At 69.6% G+C, this 20,507-nt stretch carries 17 protein-coding genes and 2 pseudogenes; 9 read left to right on the top strand and 10 right to left on the bottom strand.

Going from position 1 to position 20,507, the window contains the following annotated elements; all coding sequences use genetic code 11:
• Window positions 1-186 precede the first annotated feature (186 nt).
• The gene (locus EER30_RS47795) at window positions 187-333 is read right to left on the bottom strand and encodes a hypothetical protein (RefSeq protein WP_164842778.1); all 147 of its coding nucleotides are present in this window, start codon (window positions 331-333) and stop codon (window positions 187-189) included.
• A 600-nt stretch (window positions 334-933) separates the two neighbouring features.
• Window positions 934-1,797, bottom strand: coding sequence for an alpha/beta fold hydrolase (locus tag EER30_RS45870; protein ID WP_127509397.1), 864 nt, complete (start codon window positions 1,795-1,797; stop codon window positions 934-936).
• Window positions 1,798-1,884: 87 nt separating this feature from the next.
• Here EER30_RS45870 and EER30_RS45865 point away from each other — a divergent pair, with 87 nt between their 5' ends.
• Together EER30_RS45865 and EER30_RS45860 are read left to right on the top strand one after the other, a co-directional pair.
• Window positions 1,885-3,813, top strand: a complete 1,929-nt coding sequence (locus tag EER30_RS45865; RefSeq protein ID WP_127509394.1) for an AfsR/SARP family transcriptional regulator — start codon at window positions 1,885-1,887, stop codon at window positions 3,811-3,813.
• 1 nt (window position 3,814) lies between these two features.
• A complete protein-coding gene (locus EER30_RS45860; RefSeq protein WP_127509391.1) occupies window positions 3,815-4,540 on the top strand; it encodes an ankyrin repeat domain-containing protein in 726 nt (241 codons plus the stop codon).
• A 41-nt stretch (window positions 4,541-4,581) separates the two neighbouring features.
• On the opposite strand, the gene EER30_RS45855 is transcribed toward EER30_RS45860, so the two are convergent.
• On the bottom strand, window positions 4,582-4,815 hold the full coding sequence (locus tag EER30_RS45855; RefSeq protein WP_127509388.1) for a hypothetical protein: 234 nt from the start codon (window positions 4,813-4,815) through the stop codon (window positions 4,582-4,584).
• 206 nt (window positions 4,816-5,021) lie between these two features.
• On the bottom strand, window positions 5,022-5,525 hold the full coding sequence (locus tag EER30_RS45850) for a GNAT family N-acetyltransferase (RefSeq protein ID WP_127509385.1): 504 nt from the start codon (window positions 5,523-5,525) through the stop codon (window positions 5,022-5,024).
• Window positions 5,526-5,617: 92 nt separating this feature from the next.
• Here EER30_RS45850 and EER30_RS45845 point away from each other — a divergent pair.
• Window positions 5,618-5,820 (top strand): annotated as a pseudogene (locus EER30_RS45845) (transcriptional regulator); the annotation flags it as partial.
• Between the two features lie 65 nt (window positions 5,821-5,885).
• Here the strand turns inward: EER30_RS45845 and EER30_RS45840 are convergent.
• From EER30_RS45840 to EER30_RS45830, 3 genes are read right to left on the bottom strand one after another with little or no spacing between them, the layout of a single operon-like run.
• Window positions 5,886-6,776 carry an NADP-dependent oxidoreductase gene (locus EER30_RS45840; RefSeq protein ID WP_240670746.1) on the bottom strand — a complete coding sequence of 297 codons (891 nt, stop codon included), beginning with the start codon at window positions 6,774-6,776 and terminating at the stop codon, window positions 5,886-5,888.
• Window positions 6,777-6,828: 52 nt separating this feature from the next.
• Complete coding sequence (locus EER30_RS45835) at window positions 6,829-7,299, bottom strand: hypothetical protein (protein ID WP_127509380.1); 471 nt, start codon at window positions 7,297-7,299, stop codon at window positions 6,829-6,831.
• A 14-nt stretch (window positions 7,300-7,313) separates the two neighbouring features.
• Window positions 7,314-9,767, bottom strand: a complete 2,454-nt coding sequence (locus tag EER30_RS45830) for a NucA/NucB deoxyribonuclease domain-containing protein (protein WP_164842777.1) — start codon at window positions 9,765-9,767, stop codon at window positions 7,314-7,316.
• Between the two features lie 274 nt (window positions 9,768-10,041).
• Here EER30_RS45830 and EER30_RS45820 point away from each other — a divergent pair, with 274 nt between their 5' ends.
• The 4 genes from EER30_RS45820 to EER30_RS45805 all read left to right on the top strand — a co-directional run bounded on the left by EER30_RS45820 (window position 10,042) and on the right by EER30_RS45805 (window position 14,859).
• The gene (locus EER30_RS45820; protein WP_127509371.1) at window positions 10,042-10,413 is read left to right on the top strand and encodes an ATP-binding protein; all 372 of its coding nucleotides are present in this window, start codon (window positions 10,042-10,044) and stop codon (window positions 10,411-10,413) included.
• A 41-nt stretch (window positions 10,414-10,454) separates the two neighbouring features.
• On the top strand, window positions 10,455-10,790 hold the full coding sequence (locus EER30_RS45815) for an STAS domain-containing protein (protein ID WP_127509368.1): 336 nt from the start codon (window positions 10,455-10,457) through the stop codon (window positions 10,788-10,790).
• A gap of 321 nt (window positions 10,791-11,111) precedes the next feature.
• Window positions 11,112-13,184 carry an MMPL family transporter gene (locus tag EER30_RS45810; protein ID WP_127509365.1) on the top strand — a complete coding sequence of 691 codons (2,073 nt, stop codon included), beginning with the start codon at window positions 11,112-11,114 and terminating at the stop codon, window positions 13,182-13,184.
• 67 nt (window positions 13,185-13,251) lie between these two features.
• Window positions 13,252-14,859: a phospholipase D-like domain-containing protein gene (locus tag EER30_RS45805; protein ID WP_127509362.1), complete on the top strand. Its 1,608-nt coding sequence runs from the start codon at window positions 13,252-13,254 to the stop codon at window positions 14,857-14,859.
• 86 nt (window positions 14,860-14,945) lie between these two features.
• Here EER30_RS45805 and EER30_RS45800 read toward each other — a convergent pair whose 3' ends face one another.
• Both EER30_RS45800 and EER30_RS45795 read right to left on the bottom strand, forming a co-directional pair.
• Complete coding sequence (locus tag EER30_RS45800) at window positions 14,946-15,299, bottom strand: hypothetical protein (protein WP_127509359.1); 354 nt, start codon at window positions 15,297-15,299, stop codon at window positions 14,946-14,948.
• A gap of 94 nt (window positions 15,300-15,393) precedes the next feature.
• Complete coding sequence (locus EER30_RS45795) at window positions 15,394-15,867, bottom strand: TetR/AcrR family transcriptional regulator (RefSeq protein WP_205650719.1); 474 nt, start codon at window positions 15,865-15,867, stop codon at window positions 15,394-15,396.
• A gap of 277 nt (window positions 15,868-16,144) precedes the next feature.
• Between EER30_RS45795 and EER30_RS45790 the strand changes: the two genes are divergently transcribed.
• Window positions 16,145-18,466: a beta-L-arabinofuranosidase domain-containing protein gene (locus tag EER30_RS45790; protein ID WP_127509357.1), complete on the top strand. Its 2,322-nt coding sequence runs from the start codon at window positions 16,145-16,147 to the stop codon at window positions 18,464-18,466.
• 10 nt (window positions 18,467-18,476) lie between these two features.
• Window positions 18,477-20,117: a glycoside hydrolase family 27 protein gene (locus EER30_RS45785; RefSeq protein ID WP_127509355.1), complete on the top strand. Its 1,641-nt coding sequence runs from the start codon at window positions 18,477-18,479 to the stop codon at window positions 20,115-20,117.
• A 36-nt stretch (window positions 20,118-20,153) separates the two neighbouring features.
• Here the strand turns inward: EER30_RS45785 and EER30_RS45780 are convergent.
• Window positions 20,154-20,507, bottom strand: a pseudogene (locus EER30_RS45780) (aa3-type cytochrome oxidase subunit I); the annotation flags it as partial.

Raw genomic sequence — 20,507 nt, 5'->3', positions numbered from 1 at the left:
ACGCAGCGATACATCCTGCTGAACTTTCGTGGATTCCTCCAGGACGGCCGCGCCGGGCCTCCGAAGAGTCCCGCTCGCTCGCCCGTCTCCCTGGCGGCTCGGAAAACATTACTAGGCGAACCCCCGTACGCCAAATCCAGCCCCCGAAAGTGTCCAAGATCGACGAACCGTGATCGGCCGATGACACTAGAGCGTTTTCCAGGTGTTCCGGTCCTCGACCGCGGTGAAGGTCAGCCCCCGCAGAATGCGGCGGACGTCGTCCATCGACAGCTTCTTGCCGAACCTCTCGAACTCGGCGAAGTGCCAGGGTCTGCGCGCGGCTGATCGGCTCACGGCCCGAGGCGATGTCGTACGCCCCTGGCCGATAAAGGGTGATCCAGCCGTCCGGGTAGGGGTAGGCAATGCCGTCCGCCTCGATGGTCTTGCCGTCGCGATACACCGGGATCTGCTGGTAGCCGTGCGTCGCGGTGCCGGCCGGACCGATCTGCACGCGCCGGCCCGGCCCCCGCCGGCGGTGAAGCCGAGCCCTTTCGGCTGCTGGTAGTCCTTGACGACCGGAGCCGAGGAGGTTGCCGCGGCCGGAACGTCCGGGATCGCGACGTCGGGGAACGCCTCGCCCACGGCGTGTTCGCGACGCCACGGCCGGAGCTTCTCGCCGATCGCCGCGCGAACGACGGCCTTCCGGGCGTACGCCTCCGGGGCTGTGACCCTGTCCCATTTGAGGTAGAGCCGTGACAGGGCTCCGGACACCGCGTGCTCCGCGGCCTGCCAGTCTCCGCAGGTCACACAGGCGAGCGCCCGGAGGGACGGGAACCGTGCCCGGGCGAACTCCCGGAACCCCTCTTCCGACTCAGCATCCACCGGCCGTACTCCTCTCGTCGAGACCTAGAGGGGATGACCGGTCCTTGGGGTTGCACGGTAGAGCGGATTTCCTCAGCGGCCACCCCGGGACAGGAGCCGGCGTAGTTCGCTCGTAATGAGGGCGGGGTCCTCCTCGGCCATGAAGTGGCCGGCGTTGACGGTGCGGTGTTCCAGATCGGCGGCCCACGGCTTCCAGAGGGCGGCCGCGTCGAAGCCCAGAGCCGTGCCCCAGTCCTGCTGGATGACGGTGACCGGCATGGTCAGCCGGCGACCGGCGTCGCGGTCGGCGCGGTCGTGGTCGAGGTCGATGCCGGCCGAGGCCCGGTAGTCGGCCACGATCGACGGGATCGCCGTACGGGATGCCTTGAGGTATTGGGCACGGACGTCGGCCGGGATCGCATTCGGGTCGTTGGTCCAGGCGTCGAGGAAGTGGCCGAAGAAGTCGTCCGGGGCGCCCGCGATCATGCGTTCGGGCAGGGGCGCCGGCTGGGCCATGAGGTAGAGGTGGAAGGCGACGGACGCGTTGAGTCCGTGCAGGATGTCCCAGGAGTCGAGCATGGGCAGGACGTCGAGGGACGCCACGTGCGTCACCTTGGCCGGGTGATCGAGACCGGCGCGGATCGCGACGTGCGCGCCGCGGTCGTGCCCGGCCACGGCGAACCGGTCGAAGCCAAGCGCCGCGACGAGGGCCACGATGTCGGCGGCCATGACCCGCTTGGAATAGTCGCCGGACGGCTTGTCGCTGTCGCCATAGCCGCGCAGGTCGGGGCAGATCACCGTGTGGTCGCGGGCCAGCTCGGGGGCGACGTGCCGCCACATGAGGCGGGTCTGCGGGAAGCCGTGCAGCAGGACCACGGGCGTACCGGAGCCACCGATCGAGACGGCGAGCTCGACGCCGTCGGCCACGGGGAGGCGGTGGTTGGAAAAGTCAAACATGTGGTTTCAGCCCTTGTTCAGTTCGTGCGGGGACGATGGAACTCTGACCAAGGCCAATCAGCAATCGATCAGCACGGGGGTGGGCAGATGGGGGTCTCCTTCGGGGTCCTCGGCCCGGTGGTGGCCTCCGACGACCAGGGCCGCGGCCTCGACCTTCGCGGCCCTCGGCACCGGGCGGTGCTGGCCCGGCTGCTGATCGCCCGGGGCCGGGTCGTGCCGATGACGGCGATCGTCGACGATCTGTGGGTCAGCCCTCCCGAACGGGCGGCCGGCGCTGTGCAGACGTTCGTCGGGGCGCTGCGCCGGGGGCTCGAGCCGGCGCGTCCCCCGCGTACGCCGTCCCGCATGCTCGTCACGGAAGGCGGCGGGTACGCGTTGCGGCTCGGGCCGGCCGACTCGGTCGACGCGTGGGAGTTCGAGGCGGCGGTCGGCGCCCAGGACCCCGGCAAGTTGCGCGACGCCCTGGCGAGGTGGCGCGGGCCGGCGTACGCGGATCTGATCGACGCCCCCTGGATCGAGGCCGAACGACGACGGCTCGACGAGCTGCGCCTCACCGTGCTCGAAGACCTCGCCGAGGCAGAGCTGGCCACCGGTCGCGCCGAGGAGGTCATTCCGGGGTTGGACGCCCATGTGACCGCGCACCCGTGGCGTGAGAAGGGGTGGCGTCTGCTGGCGACCGCTCTCTACCGCAGCGAACGTCAGGTGGAGGCGCTCGAGGTGATCCGCCGCGCCCGCGAGCGGCTTGGCACGGAACTGGGTCTCGACCCCGGTCCTCGGCTCGGCGCGCTGGAACGCGACATCCTGACGCACGCCGATGACGCCGCGACCGGGCTCTGGGCGGCCACCGCGGCCACCTATCAGCAGGTGGCGCCGTCCGGGTCGCCCCTTGTGCTGCAGTCCACGGTGGCCGTGCTCGGTGATCTCGCGGTGATGGGCGGCACGGGTCTGGCCGCGTCCCGGCAGCAGCGCCTGGCCACGGTCGACGCGGCCGAGCGGCTCGACGACGCCGAACTCGCCGCGACCATCATCGGCAGCTTCGACGTCCCCGGCATCTGGCCCCGCTCCGACGATCCCGAACAGGCCGCCCGGGTCGTCGCCGCCGCCCGGCGTGTCCTGCTGCGCCTTCCGTCGGCGGCGGTGAGCCCGCGGGCCCGGCTGCTGGCTACGGTCGCGCTCGAGTCACGCGGTACGGACGATCCGGATGCTGTCGTGTCAGCGCGAGACGCCGTACGGCTGGCTCGTGATCTTGGTGATCCGCGGGTTCTGGCGCTGGCGTTGAGCGGCTCCTACATGCAGTGTTTCGAGCGGACCGGGCTGGCCGCCGAGCGAGATTCGATCGGCCGTGAGCTGATCGACCTGTCCACGCGGTTCGGCCTGACGAACTTCCTCGTCATGGGTGAGCTCGTGCGCATGCACGCTCGCAGCGCCCTGGGCCGGTTCGAGGACGCCGCCGGTCACGCGGAGTCGCTCGACGCCCTGGCGGCCCGCCATGGACGGCCGGCGATCACCGTGTTCACGACCTGGTTCCGCGCGATGCGTCACGACGCGGAGGGCCACGACCTGACCGGTGTCGAAGCCGGTTATCGCCACGCCGCCGAGAGCTTGCACGGCGCGGGCATGCCCGGGGTCGAGAACGGCGCCCTGGCTCTCGCGCTGCTCGGGGCCCGGCTGACCAGGAACGCCGATCTGCCGGTGCTGCCGCGCGCGGCCTGGGGTCCCTATTTCCCCTGGGTACGACCTCAGCTCCTGGTCGCCCTGGGCCGGCGAGCCGACGCCCTGAAGGCCCTGGACGCCGCGCCCGATCCTGTGCACGACAACCTCGCTGAGGCAATGTGGTCGCTGCTCGGCGACGCCGCGCTCGCTCTCGACGACCGGCGTCGCGCCGGGCAGGCTCTCGACCATCTCGGGCCGGCGGCGGGCGAGATCGCGGGGGCGGGAAGCGGCATGCTGTGCCTGTGGCCGGTCGCGCGGACGATCGAACGCCTGAAACTCGAACTCCCGAGAACAAGGGCCTGACATGCTCGTCATCAAGAACGATCACCCGGTCACGGCGGCCGTTCGCGGCGGTGATCTTCCGGCGCTACGGCGGATGCTGATCGAGGAGCCAGGCTTGGCCACCGCCCGGGTCGACGACGGCCGTACGTCTCGGACGCTGTTGCACGTGGCGACGGACTGGCCCGGGCACTACCCGAACGGGGTGGCCGTCGTGACGGCGCTGATCGCGGCCGGTGCCGAGGTGCACGGCCGGTTCGCCGGGCCGCACACCGAGACGGCGCTGCACTGGGCGGCCAGCACCGATGACGTGGACGTGCTCGACGTCCTGCTCGACGCCGGGGCCGACATCGACGCGCCCGGCGCGGTGATCGGGAGCGGGACGCCGCTCGATGACGCGACCGCGTTCGCGCAGTGGAACGCGGCTCACCGCCTGGTCGAGCGTGGGGCGGCGACGACGTTGTGGCACGCGGCGACGCTCGGGCTCGCCGACAGGCTGCGGGGGTACTTCGCCGGCGCCGGTCGGCCTTCTCCGCCCTCCCTTCCGGAGATCAACAATGCGCTGTGGGGCGCCTGCCACGGCGGCCAGCGCCCGGCGGCGGAGTTTCTCCTCGCTCAGGGCGCGGACGTCAACTGGATCCCGGCCTGGGAACGCCTGACTCCGCTGGACGCTGCCTTCCGGAGCGAGGCAACCTCGCTCGCCGAGTGGTTGCGCGGCCGGGGAGGACGGCTCGCCGCTGAACTACGCTGACGTCTTCACGGCGACGCGCCACAGCGTCACAGCGCCGCAGGTCACGCCGTCACGTGAGCGGCAGCTTCGCAGGGCTGCGCGGCGCGGGCGCGGATACCCACGGCGGCCAGCAGGCACAGCGCGGCGACGGCGGCCAGGACGAGCGGGTATCCGCTGGTGACGTAGACGACGGCCGCGCCCAGGGGTGCTCCGGCCTTGGCCAGGGTGACCGGGGCGGCGAGTGTGCCGGCGAGGGCGGCCACCACCGAGCGGGCCTGCTCGTAGCCGGTGGCCATCAGGCAGCGCGGTCTCGACGTACGCCTGGGCTGTGGTTTCGCCGTGGGCGGGGATGCCGGACGCGCCGAGCACGTTGGGGGTCGCCCAGGTGCCGGAGGCGTCGATCACCCATGGGCGAGCACATCGACGAGGTGGGCGGCGGCGGCCAGACCCACCGGTCCAGCACCGATGACGGCCACGGGATAGGTCGCCATGAGAACTCCGATCAGTTCACGAGTTGGCTGCGGCGTTCGATGAACACGACATCGCGCCATCGGTTGCCCTGGGAGAGATGCCGGCCGATCCGCTCGCGGACGCCCACGGTGCGGAACCCGCAGGCCTGGTGCAGAGCGAGGCTGGCGGTGTTCTCGGGGAAGACCGCGGATTGGATCGTCCAGATCCCGGCGGCCTCGGTGGCGGCGATGAGCGCGCTGAGCAGGGCACGGCCGGCGCCCCGGCCGCGGGCGGCGGCGTCGACGTAGACGGAGTGTTCGACGACGCCCGCGTAGACCGGGCGGGCCGAGACCGGCGAGACGGCGATCCAGCCGATCACCGTGTCGTTTTCGTCGACCGCGACGAACCGGTGCGCGGTAAGCCTGCTGCTGTCGAAGGCCGGCCACGTGGGTGCGGCGGGTTCGAAGCTGGCGTTCCCGCCGTCGAGCCCGGCCTGATAGATGGCCAGAACCGCCGGCGCGTCGGCGGACGTCATCGGCCGGACCCCGTCATTCATCACGTTTCCCCATCAGATTCGACCATCATCGAGTTCAACGTTTATCGAAACCGAGAGTTTCACGTGGTTTCGACACATGTCAACCTCGACTCATGTCAAAATCAGCAGCGCCCGAGACCACGTGCTGCCCGCCGATGGCCGAGCAGAGGATCAACAGGGCCACGGCCCGTACGCTCGCTCCAGCCTTCAAGACCCTCGGCGACCCGGTCCGCCTCCAGCTGATGTCGATGATCGCGTCGGCCCCGGCGGCGAGATCTGCGTCTGCGACCTCACCCCCGCGTTCGATCAGGCCGGCCTGATCGTGCGGATCCGGGCGGAGGGCGACCGGCGCACCTATCCGAAATCAAGGATACGCGGGAGCTACGGGATCAGGACGAGCTTGCCGCGCAGGTGGCCGGCCTCGAAGCGGCGGTGCGCCTCGGCCGCGTCGGCCAGCGGGAACGTCGCGGCCACCCGGGTGAGCAGCCGGCCGTCGGCCACGGCGCCGACCAGCTCACTCAACGCGGGCCGGTCGAGCCTGACCAGTACGACGTCCTGCCGTACGCGCCGGGTGGGGTCGACGGGCGCGATCGGGCGGGTGCTCACCAGCACGCCGCCGTCGGCGACCGCCGCGATCGCGGGCTCGCCCACGGGCACCGCGTCCAGCACGGCCGGGGCCGGGCCCGCCGCGGCCAGATCGGCCGATCGCGGAATGACGACGTCGACGCCCAGGCCGGAGACCCATTCCTCGTCGTCGGTCGTGGCCGACGCGTGCACGGTGTGCCCGGCCTGCAGAGCGAGACGGGCCGCGAAGCCGCCCACCCCGCCGCTCGCGCCGGTCACCAGCAGCCTGGTGGGCTTCGGCAGGTCCATCAGGTCGAGCGCCCGCCGCGCGGTGAGCGCGTTGAGCGGCACGGTCGCGGCGACAACGGGGTCGAGGCCCGCCGGGATCGGCACCAGCCAGTCGGCCTCGGCCGCCACCAGTTCGGCGTAGCCGCCGACGGATCCCCGGGTGAGATACCACGGGATCATCCCGACGACCTGCTCACCGACGCCGAGGCCGGTCACGTCGTCGCCGACCGCCACGACTTCGCCGGCGACGTCCCAGCCGGGCAGGAAAGGCGGCGGCACCGGGCCGCCCGGGATCTGCCCGACGCGGGCGGCGATGTCGGCCGGGTGCACGCACACGGCCCGGACCCGCAGCAGCACCTGGCCGCGGGCGGGCACGGGGTCGGGCAGCTCGACCAGCTCGAGGCCTTCCGGCCCGCCCAACGTAGAAACCACCGCAGCCCGCACGGCCTCCCCCTCCGTCGCCGTTACAGCGTCATGAATTTACATCAATTGATGGGGTGGAGGGCCAGAGCTGGACGAGAACGTGTTCCACCGGCCGCCGGTCACCGGAGGCGGCAGCACGGACCGCGGGCAACGCTCGGCGACCGGTGACCGACACCCGCGCCACGTAATCGCCCGGCTCCGGCAGGTCGAGAACCGGGCTCGCGGCCGACTCGGTGAGCCGCGAGACGTAGATGCCCGGCCGGGCCAGGCTGACCACCGTCGAGTCGGTCAGCTCGCCCGGCGCCGGGGAAGGCTCGGCGTCCCAGGCCTCGAGCACCACGTGCATGTCGTGGCCCAGGCCGCCGTCGCTCATCAGGTAGAGCACGTCGGGGCCGCCGTAACAGAGACGACCCGCGGCGAAATCGGGCAGGAAGAGCTCGTCGAAGCCGGTGCCGATCACCAGCACCATGTTGCGATCGGGGCGCAGGGTGGCCTCGACCGTCCCGTTCCGGTATGCCACCCGCGCCCCTCCCGTCAGCGGTGGATCTGCACCGCGCCGGACTTCATCACCTTCGGATCGATGCGGTCGATGTCGTACTCGCCGCTGCGGCTGTTGTCGTAGATCGCGGGCCCGGTGCCGTTCCACACGACCAGCCGGATCCGGTCCGGATTCTTCCAGCCGTAGAGGACGTATTGCACCACCGTGCCGTCGGCGAGCCGGGCGTCGCCCCGCACCGCGACCTTGTTGTCCCGGGTGACGACCAACCATTGCAGGCCGGTCGACTCCATCCGGAAGCCGTGGTTCTGGATCCACGACTTGGTGACGCCGGCCGGTGGGCCGCTCGTCGTGTAGTAGGCGGCAGCCATGTTCACGTACGTGTCGCCGGTGACGTTCGGGTCGGCGGTCAGCGCGCCCTGTGGGGTGCCGGTCGAGCCGTCGATGTTGGCGGTGCCGCCGTTCGGGTCGTAGACGACGACCAGGACGGTCGCGATGCCGGTGCCGCCATCGTCGTCGGTCACCCGCATCTCGATGGTGTACATGCCGGCGCTGTTGAACACGTGCGCGTGGCCGCAGGTGCGCGTGGTGGTCTGCCAGCTGTAGACGGTCTGCCCGTTCTGGTCGTAGTCGATGCGGCAGGTGCTGACCCGGTCGTTGGTCACGTCGGAGAACGGCACGTTCACCGACACCTGGTCGTTGACCTTGAACAGTTGCCAGGGTGACGGATTGTCGAAGTAGGCCAGCGGGGCCACGTTGGCCAGGGTCACGGTGGCCGAGGCCGAGGTCGGCGGGTTGACCCCGTCGTCCGCGGTCAGGGTCACCCGGAACACGCCGTCGTCGTCACACGTGATCGTGGGCTGGGGCGCCCGCGGGTCGCTGAACGTGCACTCGGCGCCCTCGTCCACGCCCTCCTGCGGCACCCACGTCCACCGGTTGACCACCTGCGGCGAGTCGTCCCGGACCGTGCCGTACAGCCGGACCGCCTCACCCTCGTCGCCGAACTGGTTCGGGCCCGCGCTGACCACCGGCCGCCCGTCCGCCCGGCCGTCGCCCGGCTGGTTGTCGAGGATCTGCACGTAGAAGAAGTCCTCCGGCAGCCACAGGATCCGGTCGCTGTTGTAGTAGGCCAGCAGCGACGCGCCCGCGCTCTCGTTCTCGGAGCCCGGCACGTACTTCACCGAGAAATCGCCCGGTCCACGGCCCGCGCCCTGCCACGTGGTGGCGAACGGATACTCGTCACACTGCGGACGTTCCATGTCGTCCGGGGTCGGGATGCGGTTGCAGGCCCGGTCCTTGGCGTTCACATTCTCCGTGTACGCCGTAGTGTCGCTGGAGATGCGTTCCAGCGCGGTGTCCTCGGCGACCTCGCCGGTGTACTTGCCCGGGATCACCTTCGGCAGGCCGTCCGGGCGGGGCGGGTGGGTCGTGTCCGGCTGATCCTGCGCCTGCCGGATGTGCTCGGCCACCGCGTGGTGCCGGCTGCGGGTACCGTCGTTGTTGGTGAGCCAATACTGCAGGTGCGGCACCACGTCGAAGAAGACACAAGCGGCCGTACGCGTACTCGCGAAGTAACGGGCCGAGTCGCAGCGCCAGCCGTACGGGCCGTTGTACGAGGGTACGCCGTCGAGGAACGTGATCTGGGCGCCGAAGTAGTTACGCTGGACGAGTTCCGCCCCGGACCCGCCGGCCCCGTCGGAGGCGAGCGTGAAGTCGAGCCAGTTGCCGGTCACCGTCTGCGCGAACCACTCGGCCATCGTCTGGCTCTCGCCGTCACCCTGGGAACAGGAGCTCAGGTTGTTGAGGCAGACGACGTTCAGCTTGACCCGCGTGGTGGGCGTGTAGGAGCCGCCGAACAGGACGATGTTGGGCCGCGCGAAGAACCGCATGTTGCGGGTGCCGTCGTCGCGGCCGTAGCCGATGAGCGTGAGGTCCATCCACATGTAGCCGCTGCGGTTGCCCCGGGTGTCGATGATGTTGTGGAAGGCGATCATGTTGCGGCACCACTCGTAGCGGTTCTTGACGTAGCCGACCTCGTCGGCCGACGCCGCGTAGCTGCCGGCGCACTCGTCGGCGAACTCCTTCGTCGGTGTGGCCGGAGGGGCGACCTGCGGGGCGATCAGGCCGGCGGACGACGACGGCGGCGCCGGGACGTACGACTTGCTGGTCGAGCGTTCGGCGCGGACCCGGAACTCCTCGGCGGTGACCTTGTGGTCGGGGTCGATCGGCGGGGTGCTGCGACGCAGGCCGGCCTTGGCCTCGGCCGCGCCGGCCTGCGCCCGGGGCACCAGGCCCGAGGAACTGCGGGCCGGGTCGACCGGGGCGGGCTTCTCGGCGGGCTTTTCAGTCGGGGCCGGGGCTGGCGGCGGCGGTGCGGACGGTGCGGCCTGCTGCGGGGCCGGTGGTGCGGCCTGCGCCGGCGCGACGGCGGTTACGGATAGTAGTGCGGCGGCGAGGACGGACATGACCGTCCCGCGTCTGATCGACAACATGGTTCCCCCGTTGACAGCGCCTGATCCACGCCTCTGCGTGGTGGACGATGAGAACGGACGCGCGGCGACACCGATGTGCCTCACCCGGCGGTGGCCCGCCGCGACGCCCCGTAGCACAGATGTGGTCCACAGCGGACAGTACGGGGCGCGGTCGGAAATTTGAAGTCATCTATGTGCCAAGCTCACAGGCCATGCGGGGTGGGCGCCGGCGCCCCATCGGGTGAAGATGGGGTTCTGAGGCGTCATCGGGCACCGAAAGGGTAGAGACCCAGGCATGGATCTGCTGTCGGTGCCTTTCGAGCTGAGCACCGACTACGCCGTCCTGCGACGGCACGCCCGCGAGACCCTCAGCCGCTGGCAGGAGCCGCCGCTGGTCGAGGACGCGCTGCTGGTGATCACCGAACTGGTCGAGAACGTCGTTCAGCACACCGGCAAGGGCGGCGAACTTGTCCTTCGCCGGCTGGCCGACGTCGTACGAATCGAGGTCCACGACACCAGCCCGGAGATGCCCCGATCGCTGGGACCCGACCCGAGGCGCATCGGCGGTCGCGGACTGCTGCTCGTGGGCGCGATGACCCGGGCTTGGGGAACAGACCCCCACGAGATGGGCAAATCGGTGTGGGCTGACGTAGCGCGCGCTGAATAGGCAGCCCCTCGCTGGGGTATGTCGCAACGACGTTGACCATCATGTTCGTCGAGGAGGGCGGCCCTGTGATCGTCCGCACCTACGGCACCTCGGAAAGCACGATCCAACTGGCCGTGACCGGCGAGATCGACCTCGCGACGGTCGACGACTTCCGGGCCGCGATCGCCCAGGCCATCAAGATCGAAGGCACGACCAGGGTGCTGGTCGACCTCAGCCAGGTCAGCTTTTGCGACTCCTCAGGCATCGCCGCCCTGGACAGGGCCTACGGCGAGGCGGCCGAACAAGGCATCGCGCTGCGCGTCACCCGCCCCCAGCAAGGCGTCTCCCGCCTGCTGCAGATCATGGGCATGCACCGCCTGACCGGCCCGACCGCATAATCACCGCTCGGCGAGCAGCCTCTCGTCGTCCAGCGTGAGGGACAGGTAAACATCCACTGTGGTCGGTAGTCAACCTCCGAACTTTCGCCAGGGCACGCGAAAGTTTCGTACACGTGAACAAGACATCTGGACGCTCTTTACGAAAGCGTCTACAGTCCCGCCTACCGGCTAGGAAGCGGGGCGGCACGGACGACCGCCGAACGTCCGTTCCGACCGGCCCCGGCCGCCCGAGTCGTGACCCGGACACCGGGACGCCTGTCACGGACGCCGGTTCGCGGGCGGGCGGGGCACCTAGTCGTTCCTCCGACCGGGGAGTTGCCGATGGGCCCGATCGCCGTCCGCTGGAAATACTGGATCCTCGTCGGGTGGCTCGGCGTCTTCGCCGTCGCGGTGATCGCGAGTGGGCCGCTGTTCGACCGGCTGGCCACTGTGGACAATCTTGATGCCGGCGCGGAGTCGGCCCGCGCCCAGGCCCGCATCGAGCAGGTGACCGCCGACGGGCCGACCATCTTCGCCGTCATCACGGGCATGACGGACTATTCGGCCGAACTCAACGACTCGGTCGCCGGCGCGGGTGAAGACGTACGGGCGATGCCGGGCGTCGTCGAGGTCAGCTCGACCTTCACCCCGGTGCGCGACCCCACCGCCGACCGGCGCGGCGTGCTGATCACGGTTCAGCTGGCCGAGAACCTCGACGACGAGGCGCTCGAGGACGCGATCGTCACGCGTCTGCACCGCATCGCAGCTCCGTCGATCCTCGTCGGCGGCGACCGTCTGGCCGAACGCGCCTTCGGCACCCAGGCCACGCGCGACCTGGCCCTGGGCGAGTCGGTCGCGTTCGCCTTCCTGATCGTCACCCTCATCCTGTTCCTCAGCAGCCTGCTCGCGGCCGCGCTCCCCCTGCTGGTGGCCGTCGTCGGCGTCGGCGTCACCCTGCTGGCGCTGTACGGGGTCAGCACGTTCACCATCGTCGGCGAGTACTCGCTCAACATCGTCACGCTGCTCGGCATCGGCCTGGCCGTCGACTACTCGCTGCTCATCGTCGCCCGCTTCCGCGAGCAGCGGGCCACCGGCGACGACGTACCGGCCGCGATCACCACAGCCATGTCCCGGGCGGGGCGAGCCGTCGTGATCTCCGGCCTCGCGGTCGCGGCGGCCATGGCCGGGCTGGCTGCCTTCGCCGAGCCGCTGTTCGCCTCGATGGCGCTGGGTGGAACGCTGGCCGTGCTGCTCACCACCGCGCTGGCCCTCACCGCGATCCCCGCGATGCTCGCCGTCGTGGGCGGGCGGATCCGGCCCGCGCAACCGCGCCCCTGGCTGGCCGCCCGGACCACCCGGTTCGCGCAACGCCGCCCCGTCCCGGTGGCGATCGCGGCGACGCTGGGGCTGCTCGTGCTCGCCCTGCCGCTGCTGGACGCGAACTTCGCCAACTCCGACGTACGCGCCCTGCCCGCGTCCGTCCCCGAACGGGCGGCGTACGACGCCTACCAGGAGATCTACGGTGAAGGCGTACCGGAACCGGTCACGGTGGTGGCCGACGTCGACCCGAACGCCCCCGAGATGCTCGACTACCTCAACCGGCTCACCTACTTCGACGGGGTCTCCGGCGTCACGATGAGACCCGGGAGCCCGCCCGGGGTGAGCATCATCGACCTGCGCCCGCACGGCACCACCGGCGGCCCCGAGTCGCGGACGCTCGTGCGGGCCCTGCGCGATCAGCCACCCCCGTTCGCCGTCCTGGTCGGCGGGGACGGCGCCGAGGTCGCCGACTACCAGGATTCGGTCGCGGACCGGCTGCCGCTGCTCGTCGGCTGGGTCGCGCTGGCCATGTTCGTCCTGCTCGTCGCGCTCACCCGATCGGTGGTCGTGCCGCTCAAGGCCCTGTTGCTCAACGCGCTGACGCTGCTGTCGTCGCTCGGCGTGCTCGTCGCGGTGTTCCAGTGGGGCTGGGGCGAGCCGGTGCTGCGGTTCGACTCGTGGGACGCGGTCGACCTCACGACGCCCCTGCTGCTGTTCGTGTTCATCTTCGGCCTGTCCATGGACTACGAGGTCTTCCTCCTGGCCCGCATCAAAGAGGAGTACGACCGCAGTGGGAACAACGACGCCGCGGTGCTGCGCGGCATCACCGCGTCCGGCCCGGTCGTGACCGCTGCCGCCGCGTGCATGACGGTCGTCTTCGCCGGCTTCGTCGTCGGCGGGCTGGTGCCCGTCAAGGAGATCGGCGTCGGCATGGCCGTCGCCCTGCTCCTCGACGTCACCGTCGTGCGCGGCCTGCTCCTGCCGGCGACCATGACGCTGCTCGGCGACCGCAACTGGTGGCCGGGCACCCCGCCCCGGACGGCGAGGGATTCGACGACGGCCGACCGGACAGCCGCGGCGGGGCGTACCGTCTGATTGGTCGCGATCCCCAGTTCTCGACCCCGCAGGTGACTGGGCTGCCGGTTTCCGGTGTAATCACGCCATGCCGCACGCATCGTCGTTGACTGATCTGATCGGTCGCTATCTGCCGCCGGCGACCGAGGCGTGCCCCACGTTCACCGAGAACTCGCTGTTCGAGCCGATCGTCGACGGCGTCACCTACTTCACCGAGCTGGCCGAACACATGGCCGCCCTCGGGCCCGGCGACGCTGTATACATCGCCAGTTACCAGGCCGACCCGCAGCTCGACCTCATGGGACACGCCGCCGGCGAGTCCGGCTACCGGCCGTTCACCGACGTGCTGGCCGAGAAGGCCGCGGGCGGCACTGACGTACGGATTGTGCTCAGCGCGGCCGAGTTCTCCGGCGGTGTGCCGTGGCTGCCGATCGGGCCGTTCCGGGCCAACACGCTCGCCGCGCGGGTGATCCGGGCGTGGAAGCCGTCGACCGTCGACGTCGCGACGCCGCCGCTCGAGAATCGGGTGCTGCTCGACTGGTCCGGGCACGTGCTGGGCTCCAACCACCAGAAGCTCGTGGTGTTCCGGCACGACGGCGTCCTCACCGCGTACGTCGGTGGGCTCGACCTCGCCCCCAGCCGGTTCGACCACTCGCCGCACCGCCGCCTGAAGCTCGGCACCCATCGGTGGGGCTGGCACGACGCCGCCGCACGGCTGCACGGCCCGGCCGCCGTACGCGTCTGGGAGACGTTCCGGTTCCGCTGGCAGAACACGGCCGCCCTGCCGCCGCGCCCGATCGCCAAGAACCTGCCGCCGGAGTATTTCCACCTGCCCAGCGGCGGGCTGACGTGGCTCAACCCGATCGCACCACCCCGCGAGCTCCCCGAGGTTCCGCCGCAGCCGGAGCATCCGGCGGACGGGACAGCCGTCCAGGTGGTGCGGTCGTACCGGCCGTGGTCGCTCTATCGCCACCGCGGGCTGCGCCGCATGCGCCGGGCGAACGTCGTGCGGGCCGGCATCCAGGAGATCTACCACGCGATGACCACCGCGATCGGCGCCGCGGAACGCTACATCTACCTCGAGGACCAGTATTTCCACGAGGCTCCGGGCGGCGACCCACGGTTCCAGCTCTACGGCCAGCTGCGGTCGGCGGCCCGGCGCGGCGTCAAAATCATCCTCATCGGGTCGGGGCGCAAGGATCCGGCCGACGGTGGCGACAGCACCGTCCACCCGGTGATCACCCACGACCTGCGCTGGCGGGTGCTGGCCCGGCTGCCGGTCGCCGCCCAGCGCAACGTCGTCATGTACCGGGTCGACAACCTGACCGTCCACACCAAGCTGATGCTGGTCGACGACGTCTTCGCCAGTATCGGCTCGGCCAACTTCTTCAGCCGCTCGATGGTCGGCACCGACAGCGAGATCACGTCGACCTTCGTGACGACCGGTTCCCTCGTACGGGATCTGCGCGTCAAGCTGTGGGCCGAGCACCTGCGCACCCCCGTCGACGACCAGCTCAACCCGGCCATCGCCGACCTGGACACCGCCCTGGGCATCTGGCGCCGCGAGTGGCTGCCGCACGGTCACCCGCCCGAGACCTGGCGCCGGCCGGGACTGCCGGCGGGGTTCGCCCCGGCCGAGTTCGCCCTGACGCCGGCCCGCTACTCCGCCGCGGTGTGGCGCCGCGAGAGACGTTAGAACAGGGCGCCCAGCGCGGCGAGTGCTGTCGGGGATCGGCGGTTGGTTCCCTCCAGCGACGGGAAGAGTGCTGCGATCGCGTCAGTTCATCGTGTGATGGCTCCCTCGATGAGGGCGACCGTGGCGGCCGGGTCGGCGACCTCGATGACCAGCCGGGCGTAACGTTCGTCGGCGAGTTCGATGACCACCGCCCGGGCACCGTCGCGGACGTCCCAGAAGACCCGCTCACCGTCCTGGTGGAAGGTGCCCGCCGTGATCACGCCGGGCAGGTGTGTGCCGGGCGCACGGAGGCCCTTGGGCTCTTTGACCATGCCCGGGTCGGCAGTAGCGCCGCGCACGTTGACCAGGGGAATCGTCAAACTGCTTTTGAGCGACCACAGCTTGTCCAGGCCTTCGATCTCTACGACGAGATTTCCGTTCTCTGTCCTGACGTGAGCCATGAGGTATTCCTTTCTCTCGCCCGCGGCGCAGGCCGGCGGGCATGGCTGAGCACGGGCACTTCGGTGCCCGAGGGTTGTGTCTATGCGGCCGGGTCTAGCCCGCGGACAGCGCGCGGACGCGCACCCGCTCACCCAGCAGTTCACTCAACGCGATCTTCCCGGTGCGGCCAGACGGGAGCATCGGCACGTCGTCTATCGCCTGCTCCAGCAGTTGCAACGCCTGAGCCACCACTGCGGCGACCTCGGTGTCCGCCGGGGCGCGTTCGACCGCGGCCAGAAGTAGCAGGTCGAGATTTCCCTTCCGGGTCACGTGGTCGAAGAATTGTTCCGGATCTCTTCCGCTGCGGAGCTGATCGATCAGCGGCTGCAGCACGTGCGAGACATGCCAGTGCAACGCGGCCAGATAGAGCCCGCGCTTGCTGCCGAAGGTCTTGTAGAGGCTGTTGCGGTGGACCCCGAGATGCTGAACCAGGTCGTCGACACCCACCCCGTCATAGGCACGCGTGGCGAACAGCGCGGCGGCCGCAGCCGTCACCGTCTCTTCGTCGAATCCCCTTGGTCGCCCCACGATCACCATCGTAGACGATTGGGGAACGATCGGTCAAGAACGACCGTTCCTAAACCGCTCCGAGGTCACCGACCCCCGCCCAGCGCGCGAATCCCATTCGTCAGCGCCTATTAAAAAGACAGGCCTGAAAAAGTGTTACGGAATTCCTGCAGTGATAGCCGCGTGGATTTTTCTTGATTGCCCCGACGTCTTGCCGTAACGTTCCCAACACGATTGTTAACGTTAACCAACAGTCGTCCCCCACCGCTCCTCGTCATCCCCATGAGTAGGAGTCCGCATGCCCCCCGCACCCCTCAGCCGCCGTCACCTGTTGCAGGCCGCCGGCGTCGGCGCGCTGGCCTCCGCCACCGGCGGCGCCATCCTGGCGAACCCGGCCGGCGCGGCGGTGATCGCGCCCGCCCGGCCCGACATCGGCGTGTCGGCATACCCCTTCGACCTGGGCCAGGTGCGGCTGTCGACCGGCCGCTTCCTGGACAACCAGACCCGTACGCTGAACTATCTGCGTTTCGTCGACGTCGACCGGCTGCTGTACGTGTTCCGCGCCAACCACCGGTTGCCGACCAACGGGGCCACCGCCAACGGCGGGTGGGACGCGCCGAACTTCCCGTTCCGCAGCCACGTTCAAGGCCACTTCCTGACCGCGTGGGCGCAGGCCTACGCGGTGCTGGGCGACACCACCTGCCGCGACAAAGCGAACTACATGGTCGCCGAACTGGCCAAATGTCAGGCGAACAACGGCGCCGCCGGGTACACCGCCGGTTACCTGTCGGGCTTCCCCGAGTCCGATATCACCGCCGTCGAATCCGGCACGCCCGTCGCCGTTTCGTACTACTGCATTCACAAGACCCTGGCCGGGTTGCTCGACGTCTGGCGCTACCTCGGCAACACCCAGGCCCGCGACGTCTTGCTCGCCTTCGCCGGCTGGGTCGACTGGCGTACCGGGCGGCTGAGCTACAACCAGATGCAGACGGTCCTGAACACCGAGTTCGGCGGCATGAACGCCGTACTGACCGATCTCTACCAGCAGACCGGCGACGCTCGCTGGCTCACCGCCGCGAAACGGTTCGACCACGCCGCGATCTTCGACCCGCTGGCCGCCAACCAGGACCAGTTGAACGGAAAACACGCGAACACGAACCTCCCGAAGTGGGTGGGCGCCGCGCGTGAGTACAAGGCGACCGGCACGACGCGCTATCGCGACATCGCGTCCAACGTCTGGACCATGGTGACGAACAGTCACTCGTACGTCATCGGGGGCAACAGTCAGGCCGAGCACTTCAGGCCGCCGAACGCGATCGCCGGCTATCTCAGCAACGACACCTGCGAGCACTGCAACACGTACAACATGCTGAAACTGACCCGCGAGCTGTGGCTGCTCGACCCCAGCCGGGCCGACTACTTCGACTACTACGAACGGGCGCTGCTCAACCACCTCGTCGGCGCGCAGAACCCGGCCGACAGTCACGGTCACATCACCTATTTCACGCCACTCAACCCCGGCGGGCGGCGAGGCGTCGGCCCGGCCTGGGGCGGCGGCACGTGGTCGACCGACTACAACAGCTTCTGGTGCTGCCAGGGCACCGGCATCGAGACCAACACCAAGCTGATGGACTCGATCTACTTCTACAACGGAAACACGCTGACGGTGAACCTGTACGTGCCGTCGGTGCTCACCTGGACCCAGCGCGGGATCACCGTCACCCAGTCCACGACCTTCCCGGTCAGCGACACGACGACGCTGACCCTGTCGGGAACGATGTCCGGCTCGTGGGGAATCCGTCTGCGCATCCCCGCCTGGACGGCCGACGCGGTGATCAGCGTCAACGGCACCGTCCAGAATGTGACCGCGACCCCGGGCAGCTACGCCACCGTCACCCGCACCTGGGCCGCCGGGGACGTCATCACCGTCCGGCTGCCGATGCGCGTGATCATGAGGGCGGCCAACGACAACACCGCCATACAGGCCATCACGTACGGTCCCTCGGTGCTGAGCGGCAATTACGGCACGACGACCCTGTCCGCACTGCCGTCGCTGACCGTCTCGTCGATCACCCGGACCAGCACCGCCGGCCTCGCGTTCACGGCGACCGCGAACGGCGCGACGGTCAACCTCGGACCGTTCCACGACGCACAGGGCTTCAACTACACGGTCTACTGGAACACCGGTAGCACCGGCGGGTCGACGTACAAGCTGGTCAACGTGGGCACCGGCCTGGTCCTGGGCGTGCAGAACATGTCCACCGCCGACGGCGGCCTGGCCGTGGTCTGGGGCGATACCGGCACCGCCGACCACCGATGGGTCCGGGTCACGGACGGCTCCGCGTTCAGGTTCCGCAACGTCAACAGCGGCAAGGTCCTCGGCGTCGAGAACATGTCGACCGCCGACAACGCTCGCGTCCTGCAGTGGGCCGACAACGGCACCGCCGACCACCGCTGGACGCTGGTCGCCAACAGCGACGGCTCGTACCGGATCCGCAATGTCAACAGCAACAAGGTCCTCGCCGTCCTCAACGCCTCGAGCACGTGGGGCACCCAGGTCGTCCAGGAATCCGACAACGGCAGCGCCGACAACAACTGGCGCCTGACCCCGGTGAGCTGAAGGAGCTCCGATGCACAGTCGCCGATTGAAGACCATGCTCGCGGCCGCGCTCCTGCTGCTGCCGGGCGCCGCGATCGTCGCCACCGCCTCCCCCGCGCAGGCCTGGGACAACGGCGTCGGCCGTACGCCGCCGATGGGATGGAACAGCTGGAACACGTTCTTCTGCAACATCAACGAGTCGTTGATCCGCGGGATGGCCGACAGCATGGTCAGCTCCGGGATGCGTGACGCCGGATACCAGTACGTGGTGGTCGACGACTGCTGGATGCAGAGCACCCGCGACTCCAGCGGCAACCTGCAGGGCGATCCGACCCGGTTCCCCAGCGGTATGAAGGCGCTCGGCGACTACATCCACGGCAAGGGGCTCAAGTTCGGGATCTATCAGGCCCCGCTCGACCAGACCTGCGCGCAGTATTTCGACTCGTATCCGGGCGCGACGGGCAGCCAGGGCCACGAGGTCCAGGACGCCCGGCAGTTCGCCGCCTGGGGTGTCGACTACCTCAAGTACGACTGGTGCTCCCCCGCCGGCAGCATCAGCGAACAGGTCGCCACGTTCGCGAAGATGCGCGACGCCCTGGCCGCGACCGGCCGGCCGATCCTCTACAGCATCAACTCCAACAGCATCCACTCCAAGACCGGGCCGCAGCGCAACTGGGGCGATGTGGCGAACATCTGGCGCACCACCGAGGACATCCAACTGGTCTGGAAGACCGACCAGACCAACGGCTACCCGATGGGCGTCCAGAACATCATCGACGTCAACGTGCCCCTGGCCGGATATGCCCAGCCGGGCGGCTTCAACGACCCGGACATGATGGAGGTCGGCCGGGGAACCCTGACCGACACCGAGCAGCGGTCCCACTTCGCGATGTGGGCCGTCATGACCGCCCCGCTGATCGCCGGCAACGACCTTCGTTCCATGTCGGCGGCGACCCAGACGATCCTGAAGAATCCGCGGCTCATCGCCATCAACCAGGACGCCCTCGGCCGCCAGGGAGTCCAGGTCGCGGGGGACGCGAACCAGCGCGTGCTGGCGAAGCGGCTGGCCGACGGCGACGTGGCGGTGGCCCTGTTCAACCAGAGCAACGCCAGTCGTACGATCTCGACGACGGCCGCCGCGATCGGCAAGACGGGCGCATCGACGTACTCCCTGGTTGATGCTTGGACCGGCGGCACGACTTCGACCAGCGGCACGATCAGCGCGAGCGTGCCCGCACACGGCACGGCGGTCTACCGCGTCAGCGGCGGCACCACCGGCGACCCCCAGACGCCGACCTCGGCCAGTCTGGTCAGCGCCTCATCCGGGCGGTGCCTGGACGTGCCCAACAGCAACACCACCAACGGAACTCAGCCGGTCATCTGGGACTGCAACGGCGCGAACAACCAGCGGTGGACCGTGTCCGGCCAGACCCTGCAAGCGCTGGGCAAGTGCCTGGACGCTCCGATCGGCGCGTCCGCCGGGTCCAAGGTGCAGATCTGGGACTGCAACGGCGGCACGAACCAGCAATGGACGTTCCAGTCCGACGGCACGATCCGCGGCAACCAGTCGAACCTCTGCCTGGACGTCAACAACAACCAGACCGCCAACGGCACCCTCACCCTGTTGTGGACCTGCACGGCGGCGGTCAACCAGCAGTGGACCCGGCGCTGACAGTGGCTCGGGGCACCCGACGGCCGCGGCCGCTGGTCAGTCGCGGTCGTCGGTGCCGGCTGTCTGCCGGCGGCCCGAACCGTCGTCGTAGCGGGCGCCGCCGTCCGACTCCTCGGTCAACGGTCGCGAGCCTCCCTCGGGCGGGCCTTCGGCGGACTGCGCGGCAGCGGCCAGTTCGGGGAACTTCGCGTCGAAGGCCGGGCGCTCGGAACGGATCTTCGGCATCCTGTCGAAGTTGCGCAGCGGCGGCGGGGACGACGTCGCCCATTCCAGCGAGTTGCCGTGGCCCCACGGGTCGTCGACCGTGACGAGCTGACCGACCTTGTACGACTTCCACACGTTGTAGATGAACGGCAGCGTCGACAGGCCGAGCACGAACGAGCCCAGCGT

The sequence above is a fragment of the Actinoplanes solisilvae genome (assembly GCF_003999975.1).
In the GTDB taxonomy this organism is placed as follows: Bacteria; Actinomycetota; Actinomycetes; order Mycobacteriales; family Micromonosporaceae; genus Actinoplanes; species Actinoplanes solisilvae.
Note: the sequence above shows the minus strand (reverse complement) of the source record. Positions and strands in the feature narration are given on the sequence as shown.

Excerpts from the sequence above, each read along its gene's own strand:
- EER30_RS45815 (WP_127509368.1), top strand. The coding sequence starts at position 10,455 with ATGTTCGTCGAGGAGGGCGGCCCTGTGATCGTCCGCACCTACGGCACC.
- EER30_RS45800 (WP_127509359.1), bottom strand. The coding sequence starts at position 15,299 with ATGGCTCACGTCAGGACAGAGAACGGAAATCTCGTCGTAGAGATCGAA.
- EER30_RS45805 (WP_127509362.1), top strand. The coding sequence starts at position 13,252 with ATGCCGCACGCATCGTCGTTGACTGATCTGATCGGTCGCTATCTGCCG.
- EER30_RS45830 (WP_164842777.1), bottom strand. The coding sequence starts at position 9,767 with ATGTTGTCGATCAGACGCGGGACGGTCATGTCCGTCCTCGCCGCCGCA.
- EER30_RS45865 (WP_127509394.1), top strand. The coding sequence starts at position 1,885 with ATGGGGGTCTCCTTCGGGGTCCTCGGCCCGGTGGTGGCCTCCGACGAC.
- EER30_RS45790 (WP_127509357.1), top strand. The coding sequence starts at position 16,145 with ATGCCCCCCGCACCCCTCAGCCGCCGTCACCTGTTGCAGGCCGCCGGC.
- EER30_RS45850 (WP_127509385.1), bottom strand. The coding sequence starts at position 5,525 with ATGAATGACGGGGTCCGGCCGATGACGTCCGCCGACGCGCCGGCGGTT.
- EER30_RS45785 (WP_127509355.1), top strand. The coding sequence starts at position 18,477 with ATGCACAGTCGCCGATTGAAGACCATGCTCGCGGCCGCGCTCCTGCTG.
- EER30_RS45810 (WP_127509365.1), top strand. The coding sequence starts at position 11,112 with ATGGGCCCGATCGCCGTCCGCTGGAAATACTGGATCCTCGTCGGGTGG.
- EER30_RS45870 (WP_127509397.1), bottom strand. The coding sequence starts at position 1,797 with ATGTTTGACTTTTCCAACCACCGCCTCCCCGTGGCCGACGGCGTCGAG.
- EER30_RS45860 (WP_127509391.1), top strand. The coding sequence starts at position 3,815 with ATGCTCGTCATCAAGAACGATCACCCGGTCACGGCGGCCGTTCGCGGC.
- EER30_RS45855 (WP_127509388.1), bottom strand. The coding sequence starts at position 4,815 with ATGGCCACCGGCTACGAGCAGGCCCGCTCGGTGGTGGCCGCCCTCGCC.
- EER30_RS45820 (WP_127509371.1), top strand. The coding sequence starts at position 10,042 with ATGGATCTGCTGTCGGTGCCTTTCGAGCTGAGCACCGACTACGCCGTC.